Source organism: Thalassospira profundimaris WP0211 (assembly GCF_000300275.1).
Lineage (GTDB): Bacteria > Pseudomonadota > Alphaproteobacteria > Rhodospirillales > Thalassospiraceae > Thalassospira > Thalassospira profundimaris.
Map to the genome: position 1 here is coordinate 212,344 of NZ_AMRN01000004.1, position 19,821 is coordinate 232,164.

Consider the following 19,821-nt stretch of genomic DNA (forward strand, 5'->3'; position numbering starts at 1 on the left):
TAGATTTCATACTTCAGGCGACAGGATCAGCATTGCAAAACGTAAGTTCCCGGCGCATCACACAAGGCCGGATATCTGGCCGTGGTGTTCCCCGGTGTTCGTGCGGATACCTGCTCGCCAGAATGTTCCGTAAGCCAGTTCAGCCAAGCAAGCCACCAGGACCCATCATGGTATGGAGTTGATTGCTGCCATGTATCTGGATCAATATAGCGATCACCTGCCATTTTTGTTGCAATCTGGTAGGTACGGTGAGGATGTCCGGGTTCACTGACGATCCCGGCATTGTGCCCGCCACTGGTCAGTACAAAGGTCACATCTGTTGCCGGATTAAAGGAAATCTTGTAGACTGACTGCCAAGGGGCAACATGATCACGCACCGTGCCAACGCTGAAAATCGGCACCCGGATATCCGCAATATTGACCGGATAGCCATCCGCCAGATAGCGCCCACCCGACAAATCATTATTCAAAAACAGACCGCGCAAATACTCTGAATGCATCCGATAGGGCATACGCGTCAGATCAGCGTTCCACGCCATAAGATCATTCATCGGCTGGCGTTCCCCCATCAGATATTCCGTAGTCATCCGCGACCATATCAAATCGCTGGATCGTAAAATCTGAAATGCTCCCGCCATTTGATAACCATCAAGAAAACCCTGATCCCACATCATGCTTTCAAGGTAATCCACCTCGCTTTCATGGATAAACAGCATCAATTCGCCCGCTTCGGTAAAATCAATCTGGGTGGCGAAATTGGTCATGCTGGCCAGACGGTCATCTGCGTCACGCGCCATCGCGGCTGCCGCAATCGATAGCAACGTCCCGCCCAGACAATAGCCGACAGCGTGGATTTTCTGATCCGGGATAATGTCTGATACGGCATCAATCGCTGCCATGACACCAGCCTTTCGATAATCCTCCATCCCAAGGTCACGGTCCTCAGACGTCGGATTGCGCCAGGACACCATGAAGACGGTATGTCCCTGATCGACCAGATATTTTACCAGTGAATTTTCCGGCGACAGGTCGAGGATATAATATTTCATGATCCAGGCCGGGATGATCAGTACCGGTTCACTCGCAACGGTTTGCGTAGTCGGGCTATACTGAATCAGCTCAATCAGATGATTGCGGAAGATAACCTTGCCTTTGGTTACTGCGACGTCACGACCAACCTGAAAATCTTCGGTTCCAGCCGGCTTTTGTCCGGCAAGCGTGCGCTGGATATCCTCAATGAAATGCTCCATCCCGGCAATCAGGTTTGTGCCCCCCTGTTCGAGGGTGACTTTCAGGACATCTGGATTGGTCAGAATAAAGTTAGCCGGGGCAAACCGGTCAAGGATCTGACGAACGGTAAAGGATATGCGGTCTTCCTCAAGTTGCGACAAACCGTCAATGTCGGTCGTTGCATTGTGCCACCATTGCTGAGTCAGTAGAAACGACTGGTACATCATGTTAAACGGCCAACGCTGCCAACCTTCGCTTTTATGACGCTTGTCGATCGGTAGAGGCTCAATACAGCACCCGCCGAAAAACCCGCCATGCATCGCGTGAACGCCAAATTTCATCATTTTGCGCTGGGCTTTTTCAACCAGTTCCATCTGTTTGCCCGGTGACATGGCAAGATGGCTAAGCCAACGGTTGGTCATATTTGCCATCCCTGCCGGGCTGAGACCAAAGGTCAGGCGTGCCATGTAGGCCTTGAAAGCACGGTCAATCGCCTTGGCGACATATTGCCCCGGCGCAGGTGGATCAAACACTGTTTTGCCGCCATTGTCATTGCTGGAAACCTTGGTATTTGGCCGTTCTTGCGCCCGCTGTTTCGTCGTCTTAGCAGCCGATTTTACGGTCCCGTTTTTGTCGGTCTTTTTGACGGTTTCTTCCATGATCCACTCCTGTTGGCCACCAATGGCGATCACATTCAAAATTCGGAACGATCAAGGGCGCACCACAATCGCAAGCAACATTTCGGCACGGCAACGATTACAGGAAATCAAATTCGGGCAAGTCCTTGCACAGCGACAGCAACCATCCCGCTTATTTACCAAAATTAACATGTACAATATACGCCTGCTTTTCGCAAGTGCGAAAAAAAAAAGGAACACCAAAACAATAAGGTGTCCCTTTTTCCGTCGTCAAACGAGGGTTGAGGCAATCAACCCTTCACCACGATATTGACCAGTTTCGGCGTCGGCTTGGCGACATAGATCACCTTGACGATGTCCTTGCCCTCAAGATGGCGGGCAACGTTTTCATCGGCCTTGGCAAGTGCTTCGACCGTCGCCTGATCAGCATCGGCCGCCACCATGACAGAGCCACGCTTCTTGCCATTGACCTGAACCGGCACTTCGAACTCGTCATCCTTGGCCTTTTCGGCATCGAACTCCGGCCAGTCGAACTTGATGACTGATTTCTTGGCACCGAATTCATCAGAAGCCATCCGGCTCATCAGCTCTTCACCCAGATGCGGAGCAAACGGGGCGACCATCAATGCCAAGGCCTTGGCATGATCATCATGCACGGCATTCTGCTTGGTCAGCGCATTGGTGAGCTCAATGAGGGCCGCAATCGCCGTGTTGAGGCGCAGATCGGCAATGTCGCCGGTTACCTTGGCAATCGTCTTGTGCAGAAGCGTTTCGATCTTGCCATCCACACTATCGGTCCGCTCCATCTGGGTCGTGACCTTCCAGACGTTGGACAGGAAGCGCATCATGCCGACAATCGCATCCGACTGCCAAGGTTTGGAGCTATCGAGCGGCCCCATATACATCTCGTACGTTCTGAACGTATCGATGGTGTACTGATCGCAGATTTCCTCGGGCGGGATACCGTTTTTGTAACGTTTGCCCATCTTGCCCGGAACGGTAATCAGCTGTTCATCGGTTTTAGCGTTGAACGGCACCTTCTTGCCATCGACATCGCGCATTTCAACATCATGGATGTCGACATAAACGCCGCGCGCATCGGTATAGGCATCGGCCGTAATCATGCCCTGGTTAAACAGCTTCTGGAACGGCTCGGGTGTTGCGACATAACCAAGATCAAACAGAACCTTGTGCCAGAAACGCGAATAGAGCAAATGCAGCACCGCATGCTCCGCACCACCAACATAAAGGTCAACCGCCCCCGGAAGGGCATTGCCGTCCTTGTCCGTGCTGTTTGCCCAATAGGCCGCCGCATCATCAGATGCAAACTTGGCATCATTCTTGGCATCGAAATAGCGCAGATAATACCAGCACGACCCCGCCCAGTTCGGCATGGAGTTGGCATCGCGTTTGAACGCGCGCACTTCATATTCCGCACCCTCATGGGTGTGTTTCGACCCAACCGCCGCATCAACCGGCAGAACCGAACCATCGGAAAGGACAATGCCTGTGACTTCCATCCAGTCCTTGGCGCGTGCCAACGGCGGCTCCGGCTCGGAATTCGGGTCTTCGTTTGATTTCGGTTTGAAATCGGTCATTTCCGGCAAAACGACCGGAAGCGCCGCCTCGGCAATGCCGTGAACCTGATCGGTTTCCTTATCGAACAGAACCGGGAACGGCTCGCCCCAATAACGCTGACGCGAGAACAGCCAGTCACGCAGTTTATACTGCACGCGACCGCGCCCAATGCCCTTGGCTTCCATCCATTCGATGATCTTGGACTTGGCATCCGGGGTCGAAAGTCCGTTGATTGAAACCTCGTCATTGGCGGAATTGATCGTCTCGCCAACTTCGGCCTGGGCGACCTTGAATGCGCCTGGCTCTGCCTCATAGCGCGCCAGAAGCGTTGTGGCATCAGATTCCGCCGCATCCGCCGGTGCGTTTTCCTTAAGCCAAGCTTCGGACGGCTTGGTGGTCGCCTTGATCGGCAGATCGAATTTATGGGCAAATTCAAAGTCGCGCTGATCACCGGCCGGAACCGCCATGATGGCACCCGTGCCATAGCCCATAAGGACATAGTCGGCAATCCAGACCGGGATTTCTTCACCCGTCACCGGGTTGGTCGCATGCGCGCCAATAAACACGCCGGTCTTTTCACGCTCGGCATCATCCTTGGCCGACACGGCCTTAAGCTCGGACGCCTGCGCGCGGTATGCCGCAACGTCAGATTTCTTGTCAGCTGCGCAAAGCTTATCCACCAGCGGATGCTCAGGTGCGAGAACCATATAGGTCGCACCAAAGATCGTGTCGGGACGGGTGGTGTAAACCGCGATTTTTTCATCCGAACCATCGACGGTCTTGACCGGGAAGTTCACCCGCGCCCCGACAGAACGGCCAATCCAGCCCTTCTGCATCTCGACCACGCCATTTGGCCAATCAAGCCCTTCAAGGTCGGCCACCAGACGGTCGGCATAATCGGTAATGCGCAACATCCACTGTTTCAGCGGACGTTTATACACCGGGTAATCGCCACGTTCGGACTTGCCTTCGTTGGTGACTTCCTCGTTCGACAGAACCGTACCCAGCATCGGGCACCAGTTGACCGGCACTTCATCGACATAGGCCAGACGCCCGCGATCAATTGCACGATCAATCTCTTTGCCTTCGGCTTTGGTGCCTTCGCCAATCACGGATTTCGGCTGCGGCACGCCATCTTCATCAAGCAACCAATCACCGCTCTCAAGCAGCGGGCGCAGCTCGGCAATCGGGCGCGCGCGACCATTGATCACCTGCCCCTGCGGGCCTTTCCATTCCACGGTCGGGTCATAGAAGCTGTTAAACAGCTGCAGGAAGATCCACTGCGTCCATTTGTAATAATCGACATCGGTCGTGGCGAAACGGCGATGCGGGTCATGACCAAGGCCAATCACCTGCAATTGACGCAACATGTTTTCGATATTGGCTTCGGTCGTAATGCGCGGATGCTGCCCCGTCTGGATGGCGAACTGTTCTGCCGGCAGGCCAAAGGCATCAAAGCCCATGGAATGCAGAACGTTTTTGCCGCGCATGCGCTCAAAGCGCGCCTTTACATCCGTCGCGATATAGCCCAGCGGATGGCCGATATGCAGGCCAACCCCGCTTGGATAGGGGAACATGTCCAGGATGACGCTTTTCTTCTTGCTTGCGTCGAAATCGGCATCGCCGGGATTTGGCGTGCGATAGGTATCGTTTTCCCGCCAATACTCCTGCCAGCGCTTTTCAAATTCCCGCGCACTTTCCTGATAGTTCGCCACGCTCAATCAACTCCTGCCTGTCCAACTCCGACCCTGGCATCCGGCGCCGCCCAAATGGCGCGCCTCCCCCGGATCGGGTTCCAAAATATTCTTAAGCAGTGTTCATAAGCGCGCTTTGATCGACGTGCAACATCAGATAACGAGATTTCTGGCGAAAACCCGACGATTTTGCCAAACATTCGCCACACGCCACCAACCGCCCGCGCCAACCGGGCAGAATGCATACGCCCGCGCCACCCCATCAACCCGAACTTGCACATCAGCCCTGATACAACAACACTGGATTTTCCCGGCCATCCATGCCATATTAAAAGGTGAAATTTGCCAAGTCTTTGTTCGCGCGCGAAACTGTCGCGCAAGCTTGCTTGGAAAAGTGCTGATTGTCAGCACAGCTCTCAAAGCTCTCCGTCCAGGGAGGACGATTATGGATATCACCATTGGTGGTCTGTCATCCCAACAATCCGGCGCGTCTACGCGTTCGGCACAATCCTATTTGCCGGGCCAAGGCGATACTGAAAAAGCTGGCAACAATAATGGCACGTCCGCCTTTGCCGCTGCGACGTCTGTTTCGCTATCTTCTGAATCGGCCACCCGCCTGTCGGCGGACAATATCGTTGCCGCCATCAATGAAAGCCTGCAATCCACCGGCCTGTCGATCCAGGGTGTCAATCCCGACGATTACACGCCGGAAGGTGTTGCTGACCGCATTCTCGCCCGCGTTGGCGATCTGATTGCATCGAACGCAAGTTCCGAGGCCGAAGCCCGCGAGATTTTCGATCAGGCAAGCGAAGGCATTCAAGCCGGTCTTGAAGATGCCCGCGCCATCCTTGATGGATTGGGCGCGCTCAATGACGAAATCAACGGCAATATCAACGAGACCGAAGAACGCCTCAATGAAGGCCTGCAAAGCATCGAGCAGCGCCTGACCGAACTGTTTAACAGCAGCGCGTCAGAAGAAGCCGCCGAAGCCGCAACGCCGGAACGCGATGAACAGGTCCTGCAGTCGCAGGTTACCCAGACCGCACAGGCAAGCCAAGCCTACGCCGAAGCTGGCAGCAATGCCCAGCGCAACGCGCCGCGCTACGGCACCAACGGCTAACGCCCCAAACATCTCGTTCACACAGATTAAAACCGGCCCCCTTGGGGCCGGTTTTTGTGTACCAATATAAACGAGATACATCTAAGCAATTTTGAGCATGTTAGAAGCTAAGTTGAGCTTGAATACATTGACTAGAAGCACCGAGTTCAGTCGACCTGCTAGATTAAACTGTAAATCTCTTTGATTTGGTTACAAAACGCTGTTTGGCCACCGTAACTTGGATGTCGAACGTGAAATACTTCAACTTTGCCACAAGCAACCTTCTTAGCGGCTTGGGCAGCGTCGTTTCCCACACCTATTAGCCGTTTTGGTCGAACTAGCTCGCAAATCAATTTAAGGATCGCTTCTCCAGCTTTGCGCTCCTTTGCATTATGGGCGCGATTAGAGAACTCGGAACCTGACTGATACGGATGTAAAGGGAACACGTTCCACAGAAATACGTTGCTATCAATCTGTCGCAACATCTGCCAAATAACAGCCGCCGTCCGCTCTGCGACGAGATGCCCTGACGCAGGTCGTTGACGCAGCACACGCCACCTCGCCAAGTGTTCCGAAAAATGCAAATCATCAGTCAATGCAAGTCCGGTTCGCCGCCCCCCCCTATAACCTAAATCACGTCCAATCCAGATTGCATCCACTTCCACCCGTTCCGCTGCCTTGAGCATATCAATCAGGATCTGGCTCCTCACATCAGGTGACACATCTTGATCATACAAAGGACAAATATCTATATATGGATTGAAAGTATTATCAAATCGAAGGGACCGTAGGGCGTCAACGACAACTGAAGGCGATTTTTGCATTTCAATTCCAGGTGCCATTTCAACCTCTAAACTATTAGACGATTTATTTCCCTTTAGATAATACATATCTAAGGTATCTAGCTTTGGCAGAAACTTATAGTCCGTTCATCCAAGTCCACCTTTACTACACCTTGATTAAACGTTTTCAGCTCATGGAAAATTTTATATCCATTCAAAATTGCGCGCTCCCACTCCCAATAAGAGTTATTTTCCACCTCAAGCCCCTTAACCAACCGCTTGATAACTTTCAAAAAATCATACGATATGTCATCTCGTGACGAAAACATTGGCTTCGACTCATCAGAATGCCCTCGCCTCTCCGAGATCATGACCCCCTCAGCGTGAATGAACTTGACTATTGCCTCTTCAACAATTCTTGCACGCGCACCGTCCTCAACCTCATCAACAGTAGGTAAACTTTTTCGCTTTCTCCCCATCAACGCTCTCATTACCGGTGACCAGCCGAGATGAGCAACATTTGCTAAGTGCAAAACATCGTGAAAACGGTAACCGTCTCCCTCATATGCATTATCAGTGAGTTCATCTCCCAGTTTTTCACCGTCAAACCACATTTGCGACCTACCGCAGCCAGAAGCTACAAATTCAACGCTGAATTGCCTTGGAAACTGCTCCAAATCGGGCAAGCCTTCGTCATGTAAAGACGTGGGCGACAAACCGTCTCGCCTTGACGAAATTTTTGCGACATTGAACTTTGCAATGTCATCCAATGACGCATTGAAAACGCTGGCTATGGCTGAAAGATGCCAAGCAACGCTCATTAGAATATCATTGATTTTCTGCTTATTAATTGACGAATTGAAGTATAACTCATCTTTATTTAGCTCCTTTCTAAGAAGTTCTGCTCCATTTTGCCATAAAACAGCAAGACAGACCCTAAGAAGCTCGTCACCGGAAACACGGGCAGTCAGTATAGACAATTTCTGGTAGTCAGAAAATTTCATATTCGAAGTACTAGGAATCTTCTTCGAATTATCCATAAATTCTTTGTACTTTTCTTCTCCTATTTTTTTTCGAAACTTTTCAGACCTCTCGGATTTTGACATCAACTCAACACGGAGTTTTCGTATGCTATTGGAAAGGATATTTACTGATTTTCCCTGATTTTCAATTGAAACCAAAGAAAAACAATACCAAACAGCATCACCAATCTCTTCAATTATTTCATCATTGATCGAAGTTAGATTGTCGTGATCTGACAAGATATTCTTTTTGAGCGCCGATACGATCGAACCAATTTCACCAATCAATCCATATAGTGCAATGTCCCGTCGGGACTTAGTGTCTTTGTTTTGATACTCCTCAGTACAATGGACGAAGTTATTATAGTCAGAAACCAGCATCCCCCACCCCTTCAAGAAAAATTACTACAAATATTGCCAATGAGATGGCTCACCTACATAGCCTCTTCCTGAGAGAGAAAAGACCCAATCACAAAACAACGCCACATCTTTCGATGTGAATTTTGATTTATGCCCGACCCCCTTTTTCACAAAGCCCTTGAGATTATCGGGCACCACAGGACCGCACTTCCCCCAGTAAGCATAATCCTTTGATATCAAAACATTATCAGTTGCTCCTGTATCCCGCTCTAAGTTCCCTCTACTTAGAACCCCGTTAGGCTCGCTGTGGAAAGAGTCCTCTTGCAAGTATTCACCACTCACAAAATCCCTATGATAAATATTATCGCCATAACGTTGAACGTAACTTCCAATCAGCTTTGGCCTCTTACAAATAAATCTCGGATCCATCCAATATTCATCAAATGAAATAATATCCTCAACTCTCATCCAGTACACCAAAGAACCAACCAGCCCAGGTTTTGTTGCACCTGTTCCGACGACCAAATCGCCTACACTTGCATGTTTGCGGATACGAGGCTTACAAGCAGCAAGTGTGCAAAATCCAAAAAATGGATTTGGAGCAAAACCCAAATCATGCTCAACCACATAAGAAAAAACCTTCACCGGCTTAGCACTTATTTCTATCTAAGTGTGGCGCTGGACGAGTCTGCCCATCAGCATTTTGATAGATCGGCTCTTGGTCATCAGAAGTAAGTACACGCTTGATCACTAGAGGATCACAGGCCACTTGGTGAGAACTGTACTTTTCTATGGATTTTGGTACACCTTCATTCTCTGAAGTCTTTGGCCAAACAGCAATGACAGTACGGCCAATTGCGACGGCGCGCACAAGCAGAGCCTCCAAATCCTCATCTTGGTCAAGCTCCGGACAAATCAACACGATCAAAGGCAGATCCTCATCATCCTGTCCCTCGTCCAACTCGCAACCTGCCTCATCCAACGCCTCAAACAACTCCTCGACACTGTTTTTTTGGCAACCTTCGGTATACACATCGACCTTCATCCAACAACCCTTACCAATCAAAAATCAACTCTCAGTAGAATTATAAATTATAATTGTCTTTAGTTAAAGATATCAAGAATGATCCCACTACAACTCTGCTCCCTCCCCCTTGCACACCGGCGCAGAGAGAAGAGCCACCCTTCCCCAAAACCTCACCCCTAATGATTGAGGTTCGGATTTCCTTGAGCTTGCAGCGACGGTTATCTGTTGAGATCAACTTTTGAAAAAGCTGCTATTCATCTGGCGGAGACGGCAAATCTCGCTTTATTTGTGCTCATACTGAGGCTCACACTACGTGCTGTGCATTGTATTTCGCCTTATACTGCCTTGAGCCTTCATCTTCTTAAGCAATGCTCTGACAACATCCATGCCCTAACTGACCTCATCACGATCAGTAACCCGAAACAGCCTTTGCCCGGCCGCTTGAATGCGGGCAAAGGCGTCTTCCGCCATAAAGCCCGAGACAAAAGCCATGAAGGTCACGAGAAACGGGCTGATATCGATTTGTCCTGATCCGTCGGGTCCGCCCTGGCTGACCATCAGTACCCCTGCCTCTGTACACAGGAAGATGGCCATGGCGGCGGCGATCCCCTCCCCCGTCATGACGAGCAGTCTTGCGGCGGGCTTCAGGCTTTTACCAAGCTGTGCCCATCCCTGAAGCCGCGGCAGTGTTTCGGCCTGCGGTGCTGGCACAGCCTCCGGCGCACTTTGATCCATGACATTGTGATCTGCGGCGTTGTGATCCGTGGCATTTTCATCGGGTGGTGTTTTTGGCGGCATTTGGGGCGGCGTTTGGGGCGTTGGCGGCTGACCGAAATTCTGTCTGGTAAAGGCAACCACCGCGCCCAATCCGCCCGCGGCGACTGTGACCAGCAAGGTCAGCATGATGGTGGGCAACTGGATCAAATAGGAAAGCATATGGCCTACGGGGTGTTGAAACAGGGCAACCAGCGAAACCGTGTCCTGACCAAACTCTTCGTCCTGACGCCTGATCTCTGCCTCGATCTCGGCCAGCTCATTTTGCAAGCTCGTTCTGAGCTTTGCGGCGTGCTGGTTTTCGGCGCGGATATTGGCCCATTCGATCTGGGCGCGGGCGTTTTTCTCGTCAAACCGGATCATGGAACTTCGGATGGCATCGACTTGCTGGCCGGCGCGATCCATCAGGGTTTCCGGGGCTTTGTCGGTGAATTTCGGGTGATCAAGCAGGGCGTGAAGCCGGGTCATGATTTCGATGCCGTCGGCGCGACGTTTCCTGTCCGCATCGCTTTCCCCGAACGGAACATCAAGCATTGGCGATCCGGCGCGGCCAAGGGTTGTACCACCGCCGCCCACCATGCCGGTTGGCGGATCAAACAGCCCGTCGGTCGGCATGGCGGTTTGCTGGCTTGTCACGAATTGATGCGCCGCATTGAGGGCGCTTAAGAACGCGCCTGCAAATTCGGGGTCAAATGCATCGCGATTGCTGGCAACGGTTGCGCCAAGTTGTGAATAGCTGCCAAACGCGTCCCACCAGGCGGCAATCGCATCCTTGCGCAAGGCCAATCCATTGCGGGTCTCTTCGAGGGATCTGGTATCAATCGCGCGCATATCATCGCGCAAAATGCCAGCTTCTTCGCGCAAGGCGGCCTCATGGAAGGCTTGCAGGACCAGTCGTTCCAACATGCCAGGCGATGAAACACCGAGTTCGCGCAGCAGGGAATCGCGCTGAATATCGGCGGTAAATCCGGCGAACAGCGTAATCACAAACCCGAAGTAAAGCACACAGGTCAATCCGGCCAAGATGGATGACCCCGCCAACCGCCAGATGTTCAGGCCTTCTTGTGTTTCTTGCTCCATCGGGCACCTTCATGGGTTACGTCCCCTGTCGACGTGGAGCGAAAATGCCTGTGAGGGCGCGTGATATCGCGGGTTTAAGTTAACAGCCGCAAAACGGCTGATTTCCATCCGTATGAGAGCCCCCCTCTTTCGCGTAGGATGGCATATTTCTTATATTTCTCAGATAGTTACTATTAAGAAGATTCTAATATTAGATATTGCCATTTAAGTTTTATCTAATTAACATTGCCTTCAGCCGATATCAGGAGGAGGTCGTCCACGCCGCCACCCTTTATCTTTGCTTGTTCAGGTAGGAACTGCGTTATGGCGTTAAATATCATATCCGACCACGCGGCCAATCTGGCGCACCGCAATCTGGCGCGTGCCGAGGAGGCCGCGAACAGATCGCTTGCCAAGCTGTCATCGGGGAAGCGTGTCGTCTCTGCCCGCGATGATGCCGCATCAATGGCCATCGGGTCGCGGCTGAACTCGACGGCCTCTGCTTTGACATCAGGGATTGTCAATATCGGTCAGGGCAATTCCATGCTGCAGATTGCCGACGGGGCCATGGCCACCATCGACGATGTGCTGGTACGCATGAACACACTGGCCGTTCAGGCCGCATCGGAAAACCTGTCGGACACGGAACGCGGGTTTCTCAATGACGAATTCGTCGCACTGCGCACCGAGATCAATCGCATTGCGGCCGCAACCAATTTCAACGGCATCCAGTTGCTCGGCGATGGCAGTGATGTGTCCCTTGACTACAGTGATTTGAATGCTGGTGGCTCCGCCGAGGTTCTTTCGGTTGCCAATGGCTTTTCAAATTTCACCATCACCGATGACAATTACTGGGCGCGTGATACCAACGAAAACGGATCGGCGGATAATCAGCTTCGCTTTGATGTGCTCAAGACCGGGGATCGCATTTTGCTGAGTGCCATATCCGAAATTGATGGCACCAGCCCGCACCGGACCCACAGCATCGATGTCACCGATTATGCGTCCGGTGGCAGCAAGGCGCTTAATGCCGGTCAAACACAGACACTCGATTTCGGGGATGTCGGTGTAAAAGTGAACCTGAACTTCAATATCGCAACCACCATCACCAACGCCCTGGCCCAAGGCTCCGATGGTGCCGGTGCCGATGGATCAACCACAGCGCAGATTTTTGGCGCCAGCCCGGTTTTCTCGGTTCTTGAGGATCAGGGCAACAAACTACCTGATAAGATCTATTTCCAGCTTGGCGGCGGCAATACCGGCGGTGCGCAGCTTTCGATCCCGACGACCGCGGTTGATGGTGCCGCCCTTGGCTCGGGCAAAAACGGCACGGAGACAAGCCTTGATGAGCTGGGCAGCAATGCGATTGCCACATCCGCCAAGGCCCAAAGTGCGATCGAGGCCGTGACGCGCGCGATTGATGATCTGCAACGCGCACGGGCCAATATCGGCACCAACCAGAACCGTCTGGATGCTGCCAGCGAAAGCCTTGCCTCGACGCTTGAAAACGTCAAAGAAGCGCGCTCAAGCCTGCTTGATCTCGACGTTGCGATGGAACTGACCAACTACGCGTCGAAACAAATCCTGATCAAATCAAGTGTCGCGATGTTGGCCCGCGTCAGTGAAATGCGCCAGAACCTGATACGCTTGCTGGCAGGTTGAAGAGCCACCTCTCAGCGAGTGTAGGAAGCCCCGCGCGCCCGGCGCGGGGCTTCTGACCCTCATTGCGCTGCAAAACATCCTTTAACCGGTGGGGCTTTTACGTCTATGGTCGTCTAAACACCCAAAGAAAGACAGATCGGCCATGACCACCCCGACATCCGACAACACATCCGACACCGCCGCCGACAAATCATCCCAAACCTGGCAAAACCTTTCGACCGACTGGATCACCTGGGCCGAACGCCTGGCACCGGCGGCCGAAAAGATCAATCGCCACATGATCGAGGCGGCTGACCTTCCGGGGCTTGCAGCTTTGCGCGATGGCGCGCCGCTTGATGTGCTTGATCTGGCATCCGGGGTGGGTGAACCTGCCTTTTCCTTTGCCCGTGCCTTGGGCGGCGGCACAGATGATAGCGCTAACATCCCTGGAATTGCGGGGCACGTGACCGCCTCCGATATCGTTTCTGATATGTGCGATGCCCTGATGGAACGCGCCGCCGAGGAAGAAATTTCCAACATCAAGGCCGTTCCGGCCAGTATGGAAAAACTGCCATTCGAGGATCAGAGCTTTGACGTGGTGTCATGCCGTTTCGGCGTGATGTTTTGCGAAGATCCGGACAAGGCACTGCGTGAGGCATTCCGCGTTCTACGCCCCGGTGGCAAGGCGGTGTTTATGGTCTGGGCGCCATTGGTCGATAATCCCTTGTTTGCCGCAATGGACGCGGTTCTTGGCAACATCCTTGGCATCGGGTTTGATGCCGCCGGGCTGGACCCGTTCTGCTTTGGCGATGCCGATCAATCCATGATGCGCTTTGAGAAAGCAGGCTTTACCGGGATTGAAGCGACAACCCACAGCCCGGCTGGCCGTATTCCCGAAAATGCCCCGTTCTGGAAACCGCAAATGGACATGCTGTTTGGCAATGTCTTGCGCAAATCATCGGATATGGAAGTCGGCGCGATCAATGCCGCAATGTTTGAAACATTGGCCCCCTATATCGAAGACGGCCATTTTCAGGTCCCGATTTGTTTTCATGTACTTAGCGCAAAGCGCGCCTGATCGGGCCACCCTGTCTGATCGCTGATTTCGTGTAAAACCCAAGCATTCCCGCGCATCACGCATGGCCGCATGCGTGGATTTGTGCTTGCGTTTTGGCAACCGGCATGGCAAACCCCGCCCCCTTGGAAGGATGATCCTTCCCCTGTCGTAGCACCAGGTTAAAAACACGAAAGACTGATCATTATGAAGACGATTGTCGTCTGCTCTGGCGGGCTGGATTCCGTCACGCTGGCCTATAAGGTCGCGACCGAGCACAAGCTCCATTCCCTGATTTCGTTTGATTATGGCCAGCGCCATAAAAAGGAACTCGATTTCGCCGCCCGTGCGGCGCGTAATCTTGGCGTCAAACATCACATCGTTGACCTGACCCCGGTCGGTGCCCTTTTGACCGGATCGTCGCTGACCAGTGATGATATCGACGTGCCCGATGGCCATTACGCCGAAGAAACCATGCGCATCACCGTGGTCCCGAACCGCAATGCGATCATGCTGGCTGTGGCCTTTGGTGCGGCGGCCAGTGCCGGGGCCGATGCGGTTGCCGCGGCCGTACATGGCGGGGATCATTTCATCTATCCCGATTGCCGTCCCGATTTCATCAAATCGTTCCAGACCATGCAGGACCAAGCCCTTGAAGGGGTCAAGGACGTCAAGCTTTATACCCCGTTCGTCAATGTCTCCAAGGCCGACATCGCGCTTGAGGCAGGGCGTCTGGGTGTGCCGGTCGATCTGACATGGTCATGTTACAAGGGCGGGGAAACCCATTGCGGACGGTGCGGCACCTGTGTCGAGCGGCGCGAGGCGCTTGAACTGGCGCGCGTCAAGGATCCGACCGTTTATGTCGATCGCGATTACTGGAAACAGGCCCGTGCCGATCATATGGCGCGCAAATTCGGCCCCTTGCCCACCCCCGATAGCGCAGCAAATTAATCCTCATACAATTAAAATTTGCACCATGGATGCCCGCCTGCGCGGGCATGACGGATCGACCGCAGACCTGCTTGATTTGGCACCGTCATCCCCGCGAAGGCGGGGACCTCGATCCGCATGCTCATGGTGGCAGAAATGGACGACACCGAAAGAAAACCGATGTTCACCATCACAAAACAATTCGCCTTTTCCGCAAGCCACCAACTCAGCGGCCTTGAAGAAGATCACCCGTGTGCCCGCCTGCATGGCCACAACTATATCGTCGAGGTGGAGCTTAAGGGTGCCGACCTTGATGAGCGCGGCTTTGTGCGTGATTACCGCGAACTGGGGCCGCTCAAACGGCTGATTGATGACGAGTTTGATCACCGTCACCTCAACGAGGTTCTTGGTCACGATCATCCGACCGCCGAACGGCTTGCGCTGTTCTTTTACGAATGGGCGCAGGGTCGCTGGCCGGAAGTTTCGGCGGTGCGCGTCTCCGAAACGCCGAAAACCTGGGCGGAATATCGTCCATGACGGTGCACGATCCCAACCTTGCCGATATTTCCGAGGGACGTGGTAAAATCCGCATTTCGGAAATCTTTGGCCCGACCGTGCAGGGCGAAGGTGCCCTGATTGGCATGCCGACGGTGTTTGTCCGAACGGGCGGCTGTGATTTCCGCTGTTCGTGGTGCGACACGCTTTATGCGGTTGATCCGGCGTTTCGGGCGGACTGGAAACCGATGTCGGCTGCCGAGGTTCTGGATGCGGTCAAAAAGTTTTCCGGTGGCAAGCCGATCCTGATTACGCTGTCGGGTGGCAACCCGGCCATCCAGCCGTTGGGGGAGCTGATCGCCATGGGCAAGGACGAAGGTTTTACCTTTGCGATTGAAACCCAGGGCAGCATCGCCAAGGACTGGTTTGCCGACCTCAATTTCCTGACGATCAGCCCAAAGCCGCCAAGCTCTTCAACCAGTTTTGATAAGGATGCATTGCAGGCCTGTATCGAAGCAGCGCAATCCGATGGCATTCTGAATGGTCCGGCCATTACCTTGAAATTCCCGGTGCGCGATGCCGCCGACCTGATGTTTGCCGATTATGTGAGGAACCTTCACATTGGCATTCCGGTCTGTTTGCAGCCGGTCAACACAACGCCCGCCGAACCCCATCCGGATGGTGCAGACGGTGTTGATATTGATGGCCTGACCGAACGGTATCGCTGGCTGGTCGATGAAGTGGCAAAGCGCAAATGGTTTGATGTGCGCGTGCTGCCGCAGTGGCATGTGCATGTGTGGGGCAATCTGCGCGGGGTTTGAACCCGCTTCCCACTTTGCCAGTGATGACAAAATATATTTTATCCGAAATAAGCGAGCCTTTCCCGCACGATTGCGACAGATGACCCGTTACAGGCCGTTTGGCATGTTTGCTATTTGCCCGCACGCGCACCACTTCCCCATTAGCGGGCGCGCTTTGCGCCGGCAAATAGAAAGATCACATCATGTCATTTCGCAGTTTTTCGACAAGCCAGGGAAAAGCGGGCTCGAAGCCGGATGCAAAATCGTCAGATAGCGCGTCGGCCCCTGCCGCAAAGCCAAAGCCCGAAAATTCCCCTGCCGAAACCAAACCGACCGCGCATCAAGGCGCGAATGACTGATACCGTGCTGGCGGAGGTTATCCTCCGCCATCGCCTTTTCTGGCCGAACTTTTCCAAAAATCATGAACAAGCAGGAAACGCCCGTTTCCCGCTTCATAAAGGGCTGGTGCCATGCAGCACAGCAGGATGACGCACAAAACCGTGACCTTTGCTCATCCGTTTCACTTGCGCGGACATAGCGATCTGTTTCCACCGGGAAGCTATGTCGTCGATACCACCGAAGAACTGATCGAAGGTGTTTCGATTACGGCCTATCGCAGGGTGTCGACCGATTTGCATCTGAAATACAAACATAACGGCATGATGGTTGATCGAATTCTTTCCATCAAACCGGTTGATCTTGATATCGCCCTGACACGCGATGCAGATCCGGACCGCCCTGAACATCATTGAGCCAGCCATCCTTTGAAATCCGCCGCATTTTATCCCGCGTTTTTCAAACGTGGATGGCGCACGTATTTGTGCGAAACGTTGTGTTTTGGCCGACCCCCCCCATATATAATGTATACACCGTGCCTGTTCGCAGGCAGGGTGACACACTTGGCGCCTGACCAATGATGCCTGTGCGTCCCGAGCATATGACACAGGTATCGGCGCCTTACCGAATGACCCGAAGAGATCGGGGATTGCGGATTTTAAGCCGCCCCAAAGGGGTGAACACTCAAAACAAAATCAGATCCGCACCTTCAAGGTCATCTTCCGGATGCTCGAAGGAGCCATGATCATGAGCATAACCCGCACAACCCATCGTACGGTGACGTTCTTTCATCCGTTCCACTTGCCCGGTCATCCCGGGCTGCTTTCGCCTGGCGAGTATGAAGTCGACACCATTGAAAAGCTTGATCCCGATGCAGCAATGCGCAGCTACATCAAGCTGGAATGTCATGTCCATCTCTGGGCGAAGGAGGACATGAAGGACGGCATCGACGTCCTGATGGTCGAACCGCAGGTGCTTGAAGCTGCCCTTGCCCTTGATTCCGATCCGTTGCGTGAAGATGAACGCAATCAGATGATCAAATCCTTTGGCGGCAGGCCAACGGATAACGCCGCCGCCTGACGGCATGCCAAGCCGAAAGGGCGCAGCATAAAGCACCCCGGGCAGAGAACGTTATCAACTGATCGCGTCCCAACATCTCCGCCCTGCATATGATCATGGATTTATAGCAACCAGAATACTGGTTTCAGCCACCCGTGATCTTGCAAAATTTTGACACCTTCCAACACAGGAATGGCCATCCAGAACCACATCGCATCGCGGGTGGTCGCCAAAAACAGGGCCGGTCGGCACAAAATCTCTTTCTCGTCACGCCAGCGGAACCATGTCGGGCGAAAACGCGGAACCGTATTCACATAGCGTTTGAATGCCCGGCCAAACCGCTCCGCCAGCATGGCTTCTTCACGCAGCACCACATGCCGGAACACCGCCCAGCACAAAACAGCCGAGACCAGCCCGATGGCAATACTGCCGGTCTGGGCACCGGCACCAAATGCACCGATGAAGCTGAAAACATAAAGCGGGTTTCGACACATCGAATAAGGACCGGACGTCACCAGTTCGGTCTTTTTGCGCCCGCCAATATAAAGCGAACACCAACCCCGCCCCACGATGCAGACCATGATCGCCATCATCCCGATAACCTGGATGGTGTGGTGCGATACACTGCTACGATCAAATCCTGCGCGGGTAAAACAAACCAGTGCCAAAAGCAGCACAACACCGACGCGAAGCGTCCATTTTCGATAGCGCTGAATGCGCTGTAAATCTTTCGCCGCGTGCGCGTCTGTTGCAGAATTTAAACTGGGTTGAATGATAAAGCGTGGTTGCAGCATGTATGCCCCCTTGGGAAAAAGAGGCCACAGCATCTGCGATCACCCGATCTTTGGCGTCCAATGCTGTTGATCCGGTCCTGCAATTGGCGGTTCGGACGTCACCGACGCGGACAACACTTCCCGCCTTGCTGCCTCGCGCACCGCACTTGGGGTTTCACCCGTGATTTTCTTGAAGGCCAGATTAAAGGTCGATTTCGAATTGAACCCGACACTTAGCGCGATATCAAGAATGGTACGATCAGGCTCAAGCACCAGAACCGACCGCGCTTCACGGATACGCGCGGCATTGACGAAATCAAAGAAGCTTTTGCCGACATGATGATTAAGCACATAGGACAGCTGATTGGGTGTTATGCCAACCGCACGCGCCAGTTTCGGCAAGGACACCAGCGGATCGAGAAGAATATCCCCTCGCGCCTGAATGTCTTTAAGGCGCGCCAACGCCCGGTCGACACCATCGGGATCAAGCAACGGACGCGGGGCAACAGCATCAGGCGCGCCATCATCGGCCACAGGTGCATTCGGGGGCAAATTTCCACTTGTTGAAGGGGCGCGTTCGCTCTGCAACTCATCTGCTTCATCCACGTCATCGGACATATCGTCTGATGGCCAATCGGGCATCACAAACAGCGCCGGCTGCGTTGCTATTTCATAGCTCATGGCGAACAGAACCAATACCAGGGCGATCTCGCTGCCAAATAGTTCCGGGTTTTCTGGCAGGTAAAGACCAACGATCTTTCCAACCGCAACCGTGATGAAAACGAATGTCAGCCCGCCCAGCACAACACAGATCCAGCGCTGCATGACCTTGCGATCGGCGCCAAGCTGTTCTTCGGCTTGCCGCTGATAGCGCCATGCAATGCGCCACAACAGCACCAGATAAATCGCGATCTGCACAAAGATCGCCACCCAGCAAAAAGCTTCGACCAGTTCACCTGTGGTATATGCGCCGCTGCCAAGAACCGCGCCGCCGCCGCCATGGATCACAACCCAAGCAGTCAGGTTAAACACCACCAGCAGCAAAACAAAATGCCCCCACGGACGGCGGGACGGATTGCCGGAAATCTCGCGGAAATACAGATAGATTGCCGGCCCAATGGCGAAATTGATTGGTTTGAAAAGCAACTCAAAGAAGCCGTTAAAATCGGCCGACACAAGCGGATCGGCGACATCTTCGATCAGGTTAAGCGCAACACCGGCAATAAACAGCATCATCCATCGGTTGGCCCCAAAGGCACGCGAACCTTCGGACCGCAGGATCAGACACAGGAACACCGCCTGCACCACGCCAACGGCTGCGACCACAACACTTACATAATGCGTCCAACCGGTCATTCCGGCGTACTCCTGATTTTTCAGATGGCTCTTCAGACGGCGAACTATGTTCGGCCCAATCGACTATATCGTTTCAATAGACCCAATCGGACACTATCGGCGTCCGATTATGCA

Annotated in this window: 17 protein-coding genes; 8 read left to right on the forward strand and 9 right to left on the reverse strand. The window is 53.3% G+C overall.

Annotated features, from left to right (window positions below; translation table 11 throughout):
• Positions 1-26: 26 nt before the first annotated feature.
• Positions 27-1,889 (reverse strand): PHA/PHB synthase family protein, encoded by a 1,863-nt coding sequence (locus TH2_RS09905; protein ID WP_008890286.1) that lies wholly within the window; start codon positions 1,887-1,889, stop codon positions 27-29.
• A 269-nt stretch (positions 1,890-2,158) separates the two neighbouring features.
• The gene (locus TH2_RS09910; RefSeq protein ID WP_008890287.1) at positions 2,159-5,161 is read right to left on the reverse strand and encodes a leucine--tRNA ligase; all 3,003 of its coding nucleotides are present in this window, start codon (positions 5,159-5,161) and stop codon (positions 2,159-2,161) included.
• A 424-nt stretch (positions 5,162-5,585) separates the two neighbouring features.
• On the opposite strand from TH2_RS09910, the gene TH2_RS09915 reads away from it, so the two are divergent.
• On the forward strand, positions 5,586-6,260 hold the full coding sequence (locus tag TH2_RS09915; protein ID WP_008890288.1) for a DUF5610 domain-containing protein: 675 nt from the start codon (positions 5,586-5,588) through the stop codon (positions 6,258-6,260).
• A gap of 158 nt (positions 6,261-6,418) precedes the next feature.
• On the opposite strand, the gene TH2_RS09920 is transcribed toward TH2_RS09915, so the two are convergent.
• From TH2_RS09920 to TH2_RS09940, 5 genes are all read right to left on the reverse strand, one after another.
• Positions 6,419-7,129: a uracil-DNA glycosylase gene (locus tag TH2_RS09920; RefSeq protein ID WP_008890289.1), complete on the reverse strand. Its 711-nt coding sequence runs from the start codon at positions 7,127-7,129 to the stop codon at positions 6,419-6,421.
• An 11-nt stretch (positions 7,130-7,140) separates the two neighbouring features.
• Entirely contained in the window at positions 7,141-8,424 is a 1,284-nt protein-coding gene (locus TH2_RS09925; RefSeq protein ID WP_008890290.1) for a hypothetical protein, read from the reverse strand.
• Between the two features lie 24 nt (positions 8,425-8,448).
• On the reverse strand, positions 8,449-9,048 hold the full coding sequence (locus TH2_RS09930) for an Nmad2 family putative nucleotide modification protein (RefSeq protein WP_040823370.1): 600 nt from the start codon (positions 9,046-9,048) through the stop codon (positions 8,449-8,451).
• A gap of 4 nt (positions 9,049-9,052) precedes the next feature.
• On the reverse strand, positions 9,053-9,448 hold the full coding sequence (locus TH2_RS09935) for a hypothetical protein (RefSeq protein WP_008890291.1): 396 nt from the start codon (positions 9,446-9,448) through the stop codon (positions 9,053-9,055).
• Positions 9,449-9,820: 372 nt separating this feature from the next.
• Positions 9,821-11,284, reverse strand: coding sequence for a hypothetical protein (locus TH2_RS09940; protein WP_008890292.1), 1,464 nt, complete (start codon positions 11,282-11,284; stop codon positions 9,821-9,823).
• A 303-nt stretch (positions 11,285-11,587) separates the two neighbouring features.
• On the opposite strand from TH2_RS09940, the gene TH2_RS09945 reads away from it, so the two are divergent.
• The 7 genes from TH2_RS09945 (at position 11,588) to TH2_RS09980 (ending at position 17,599) form a co-directional block, all read left to right on the forward strand.
• Positions 11,588-12,925, forward strand: coding sequence for a flagellin N-terminal helical domain-containing protein (locus tag TH2_RS09945; protein ID WP_008890293.1), 1,338 nt, complete (start codon positions 11,588-11,590; stop codon positions 12,923-12,925).
• 142 nt (positions 12,926-13,067) lie between these two features.
• Complete coding sequence (locus TH2_RS09950; RefSeq protein WP_008890294.1) at positions 13,068-13,982, forward strand: class I SAM-dependent methyltransferase; 915 nt, start codon at positions 13,068-13,070, stop codon at positions 13,980-13,982.
• Positions 13,983-14,165: 183 nt separating this feature from the next.
• Positions 14,166-14,909 carry a 7-cyano-7-deazaguanine synthase QueC gene (gene queC / locus TH2_RS09955; RefSeq protein WP_008890295.1) on the forward strand — a complete coding sequence of 248 codons (744 nt, stop codon included), beginning with the start codon at positions 14,166-14,168 and terminating at the stop codon, positions 14,907-14,909.
• Between the two features lie 159 nt (positions 14,910-15,068).
• A complete protein-coding gene (gene queD, locus TH2_RS09960; protein WP_008890296.1) occupies positions 15,069-15,425 on the forward strand; it encodes a 6-carboxytetrahydropterin synthase QueD in 357 nt (118 codons plus the stop codon).
• Complete coding sequence (gene queE, locus TH2_RS09965) at positions 15,422-16,204, forward strand: 7-carboxy-7-deazaguanine synthase QueE (protein WP_008890297.1); 783 nt, start codon at positions 15,422-15,424, stop codon at positions 16,202-16,204. Before queD ends, queE begins: the two co-directional genes overlap by 4 nt.
• Positions 16,205-16,668: 464 nt before the next feature.
• The gene (locus TH2_RS09975) at positions 16,669-16,935 is read left to right on the forward strand and encodes a hypothetical protein (protein WP_008890299.1); all 267 of its coding nucleotides are present in this window, start codon (positions 16,669-16,671) and stop codon (positions 16,933-16,935) included.
• A gap of 331 nt (positions 16,936-17,266) precedes the next feature.
• A complete protein-coding gene (locus TH2_RS09980; protein ID WP_008890300.1) occupies positions 17,267-17,599 on the forward strand; it encodes a hypothetical protein in 333 nt (110 codons plus the stop codon).
• 101 nt (positions 17,600-17,700) lie between these two features.
• Here the strand turns inward: TH2_RS09980 and TH2_RS09985 are convergent, their stop codons facing one another.
• The gene (locus tag TH2_RS09985) at positions 17,701-18,372 is read right to left on the reverse strand and encodes a methyltransferase family protein (protein ID WP_008890301.1); all 672 of its coding nucleotides are present in this window, start codon (positions 18,370-18,372) and stop codon (positions 17,701-17,703) included.
• A gap of 39 nt (positions 18,373-18,411) precedes the next feature.
• Positions 18,412-19,707, reverse strand: coding sequence for a helix-turn-helix domain-containing protein (locus TH2_RS09990; protein WP_008890302.1), 1,296 nt, complete (start codon positions 19,705-19,707; stop codon positions 18,412-18,414).
• Positions 19,708-19,821: the final 114 nt, after the last annotated feature.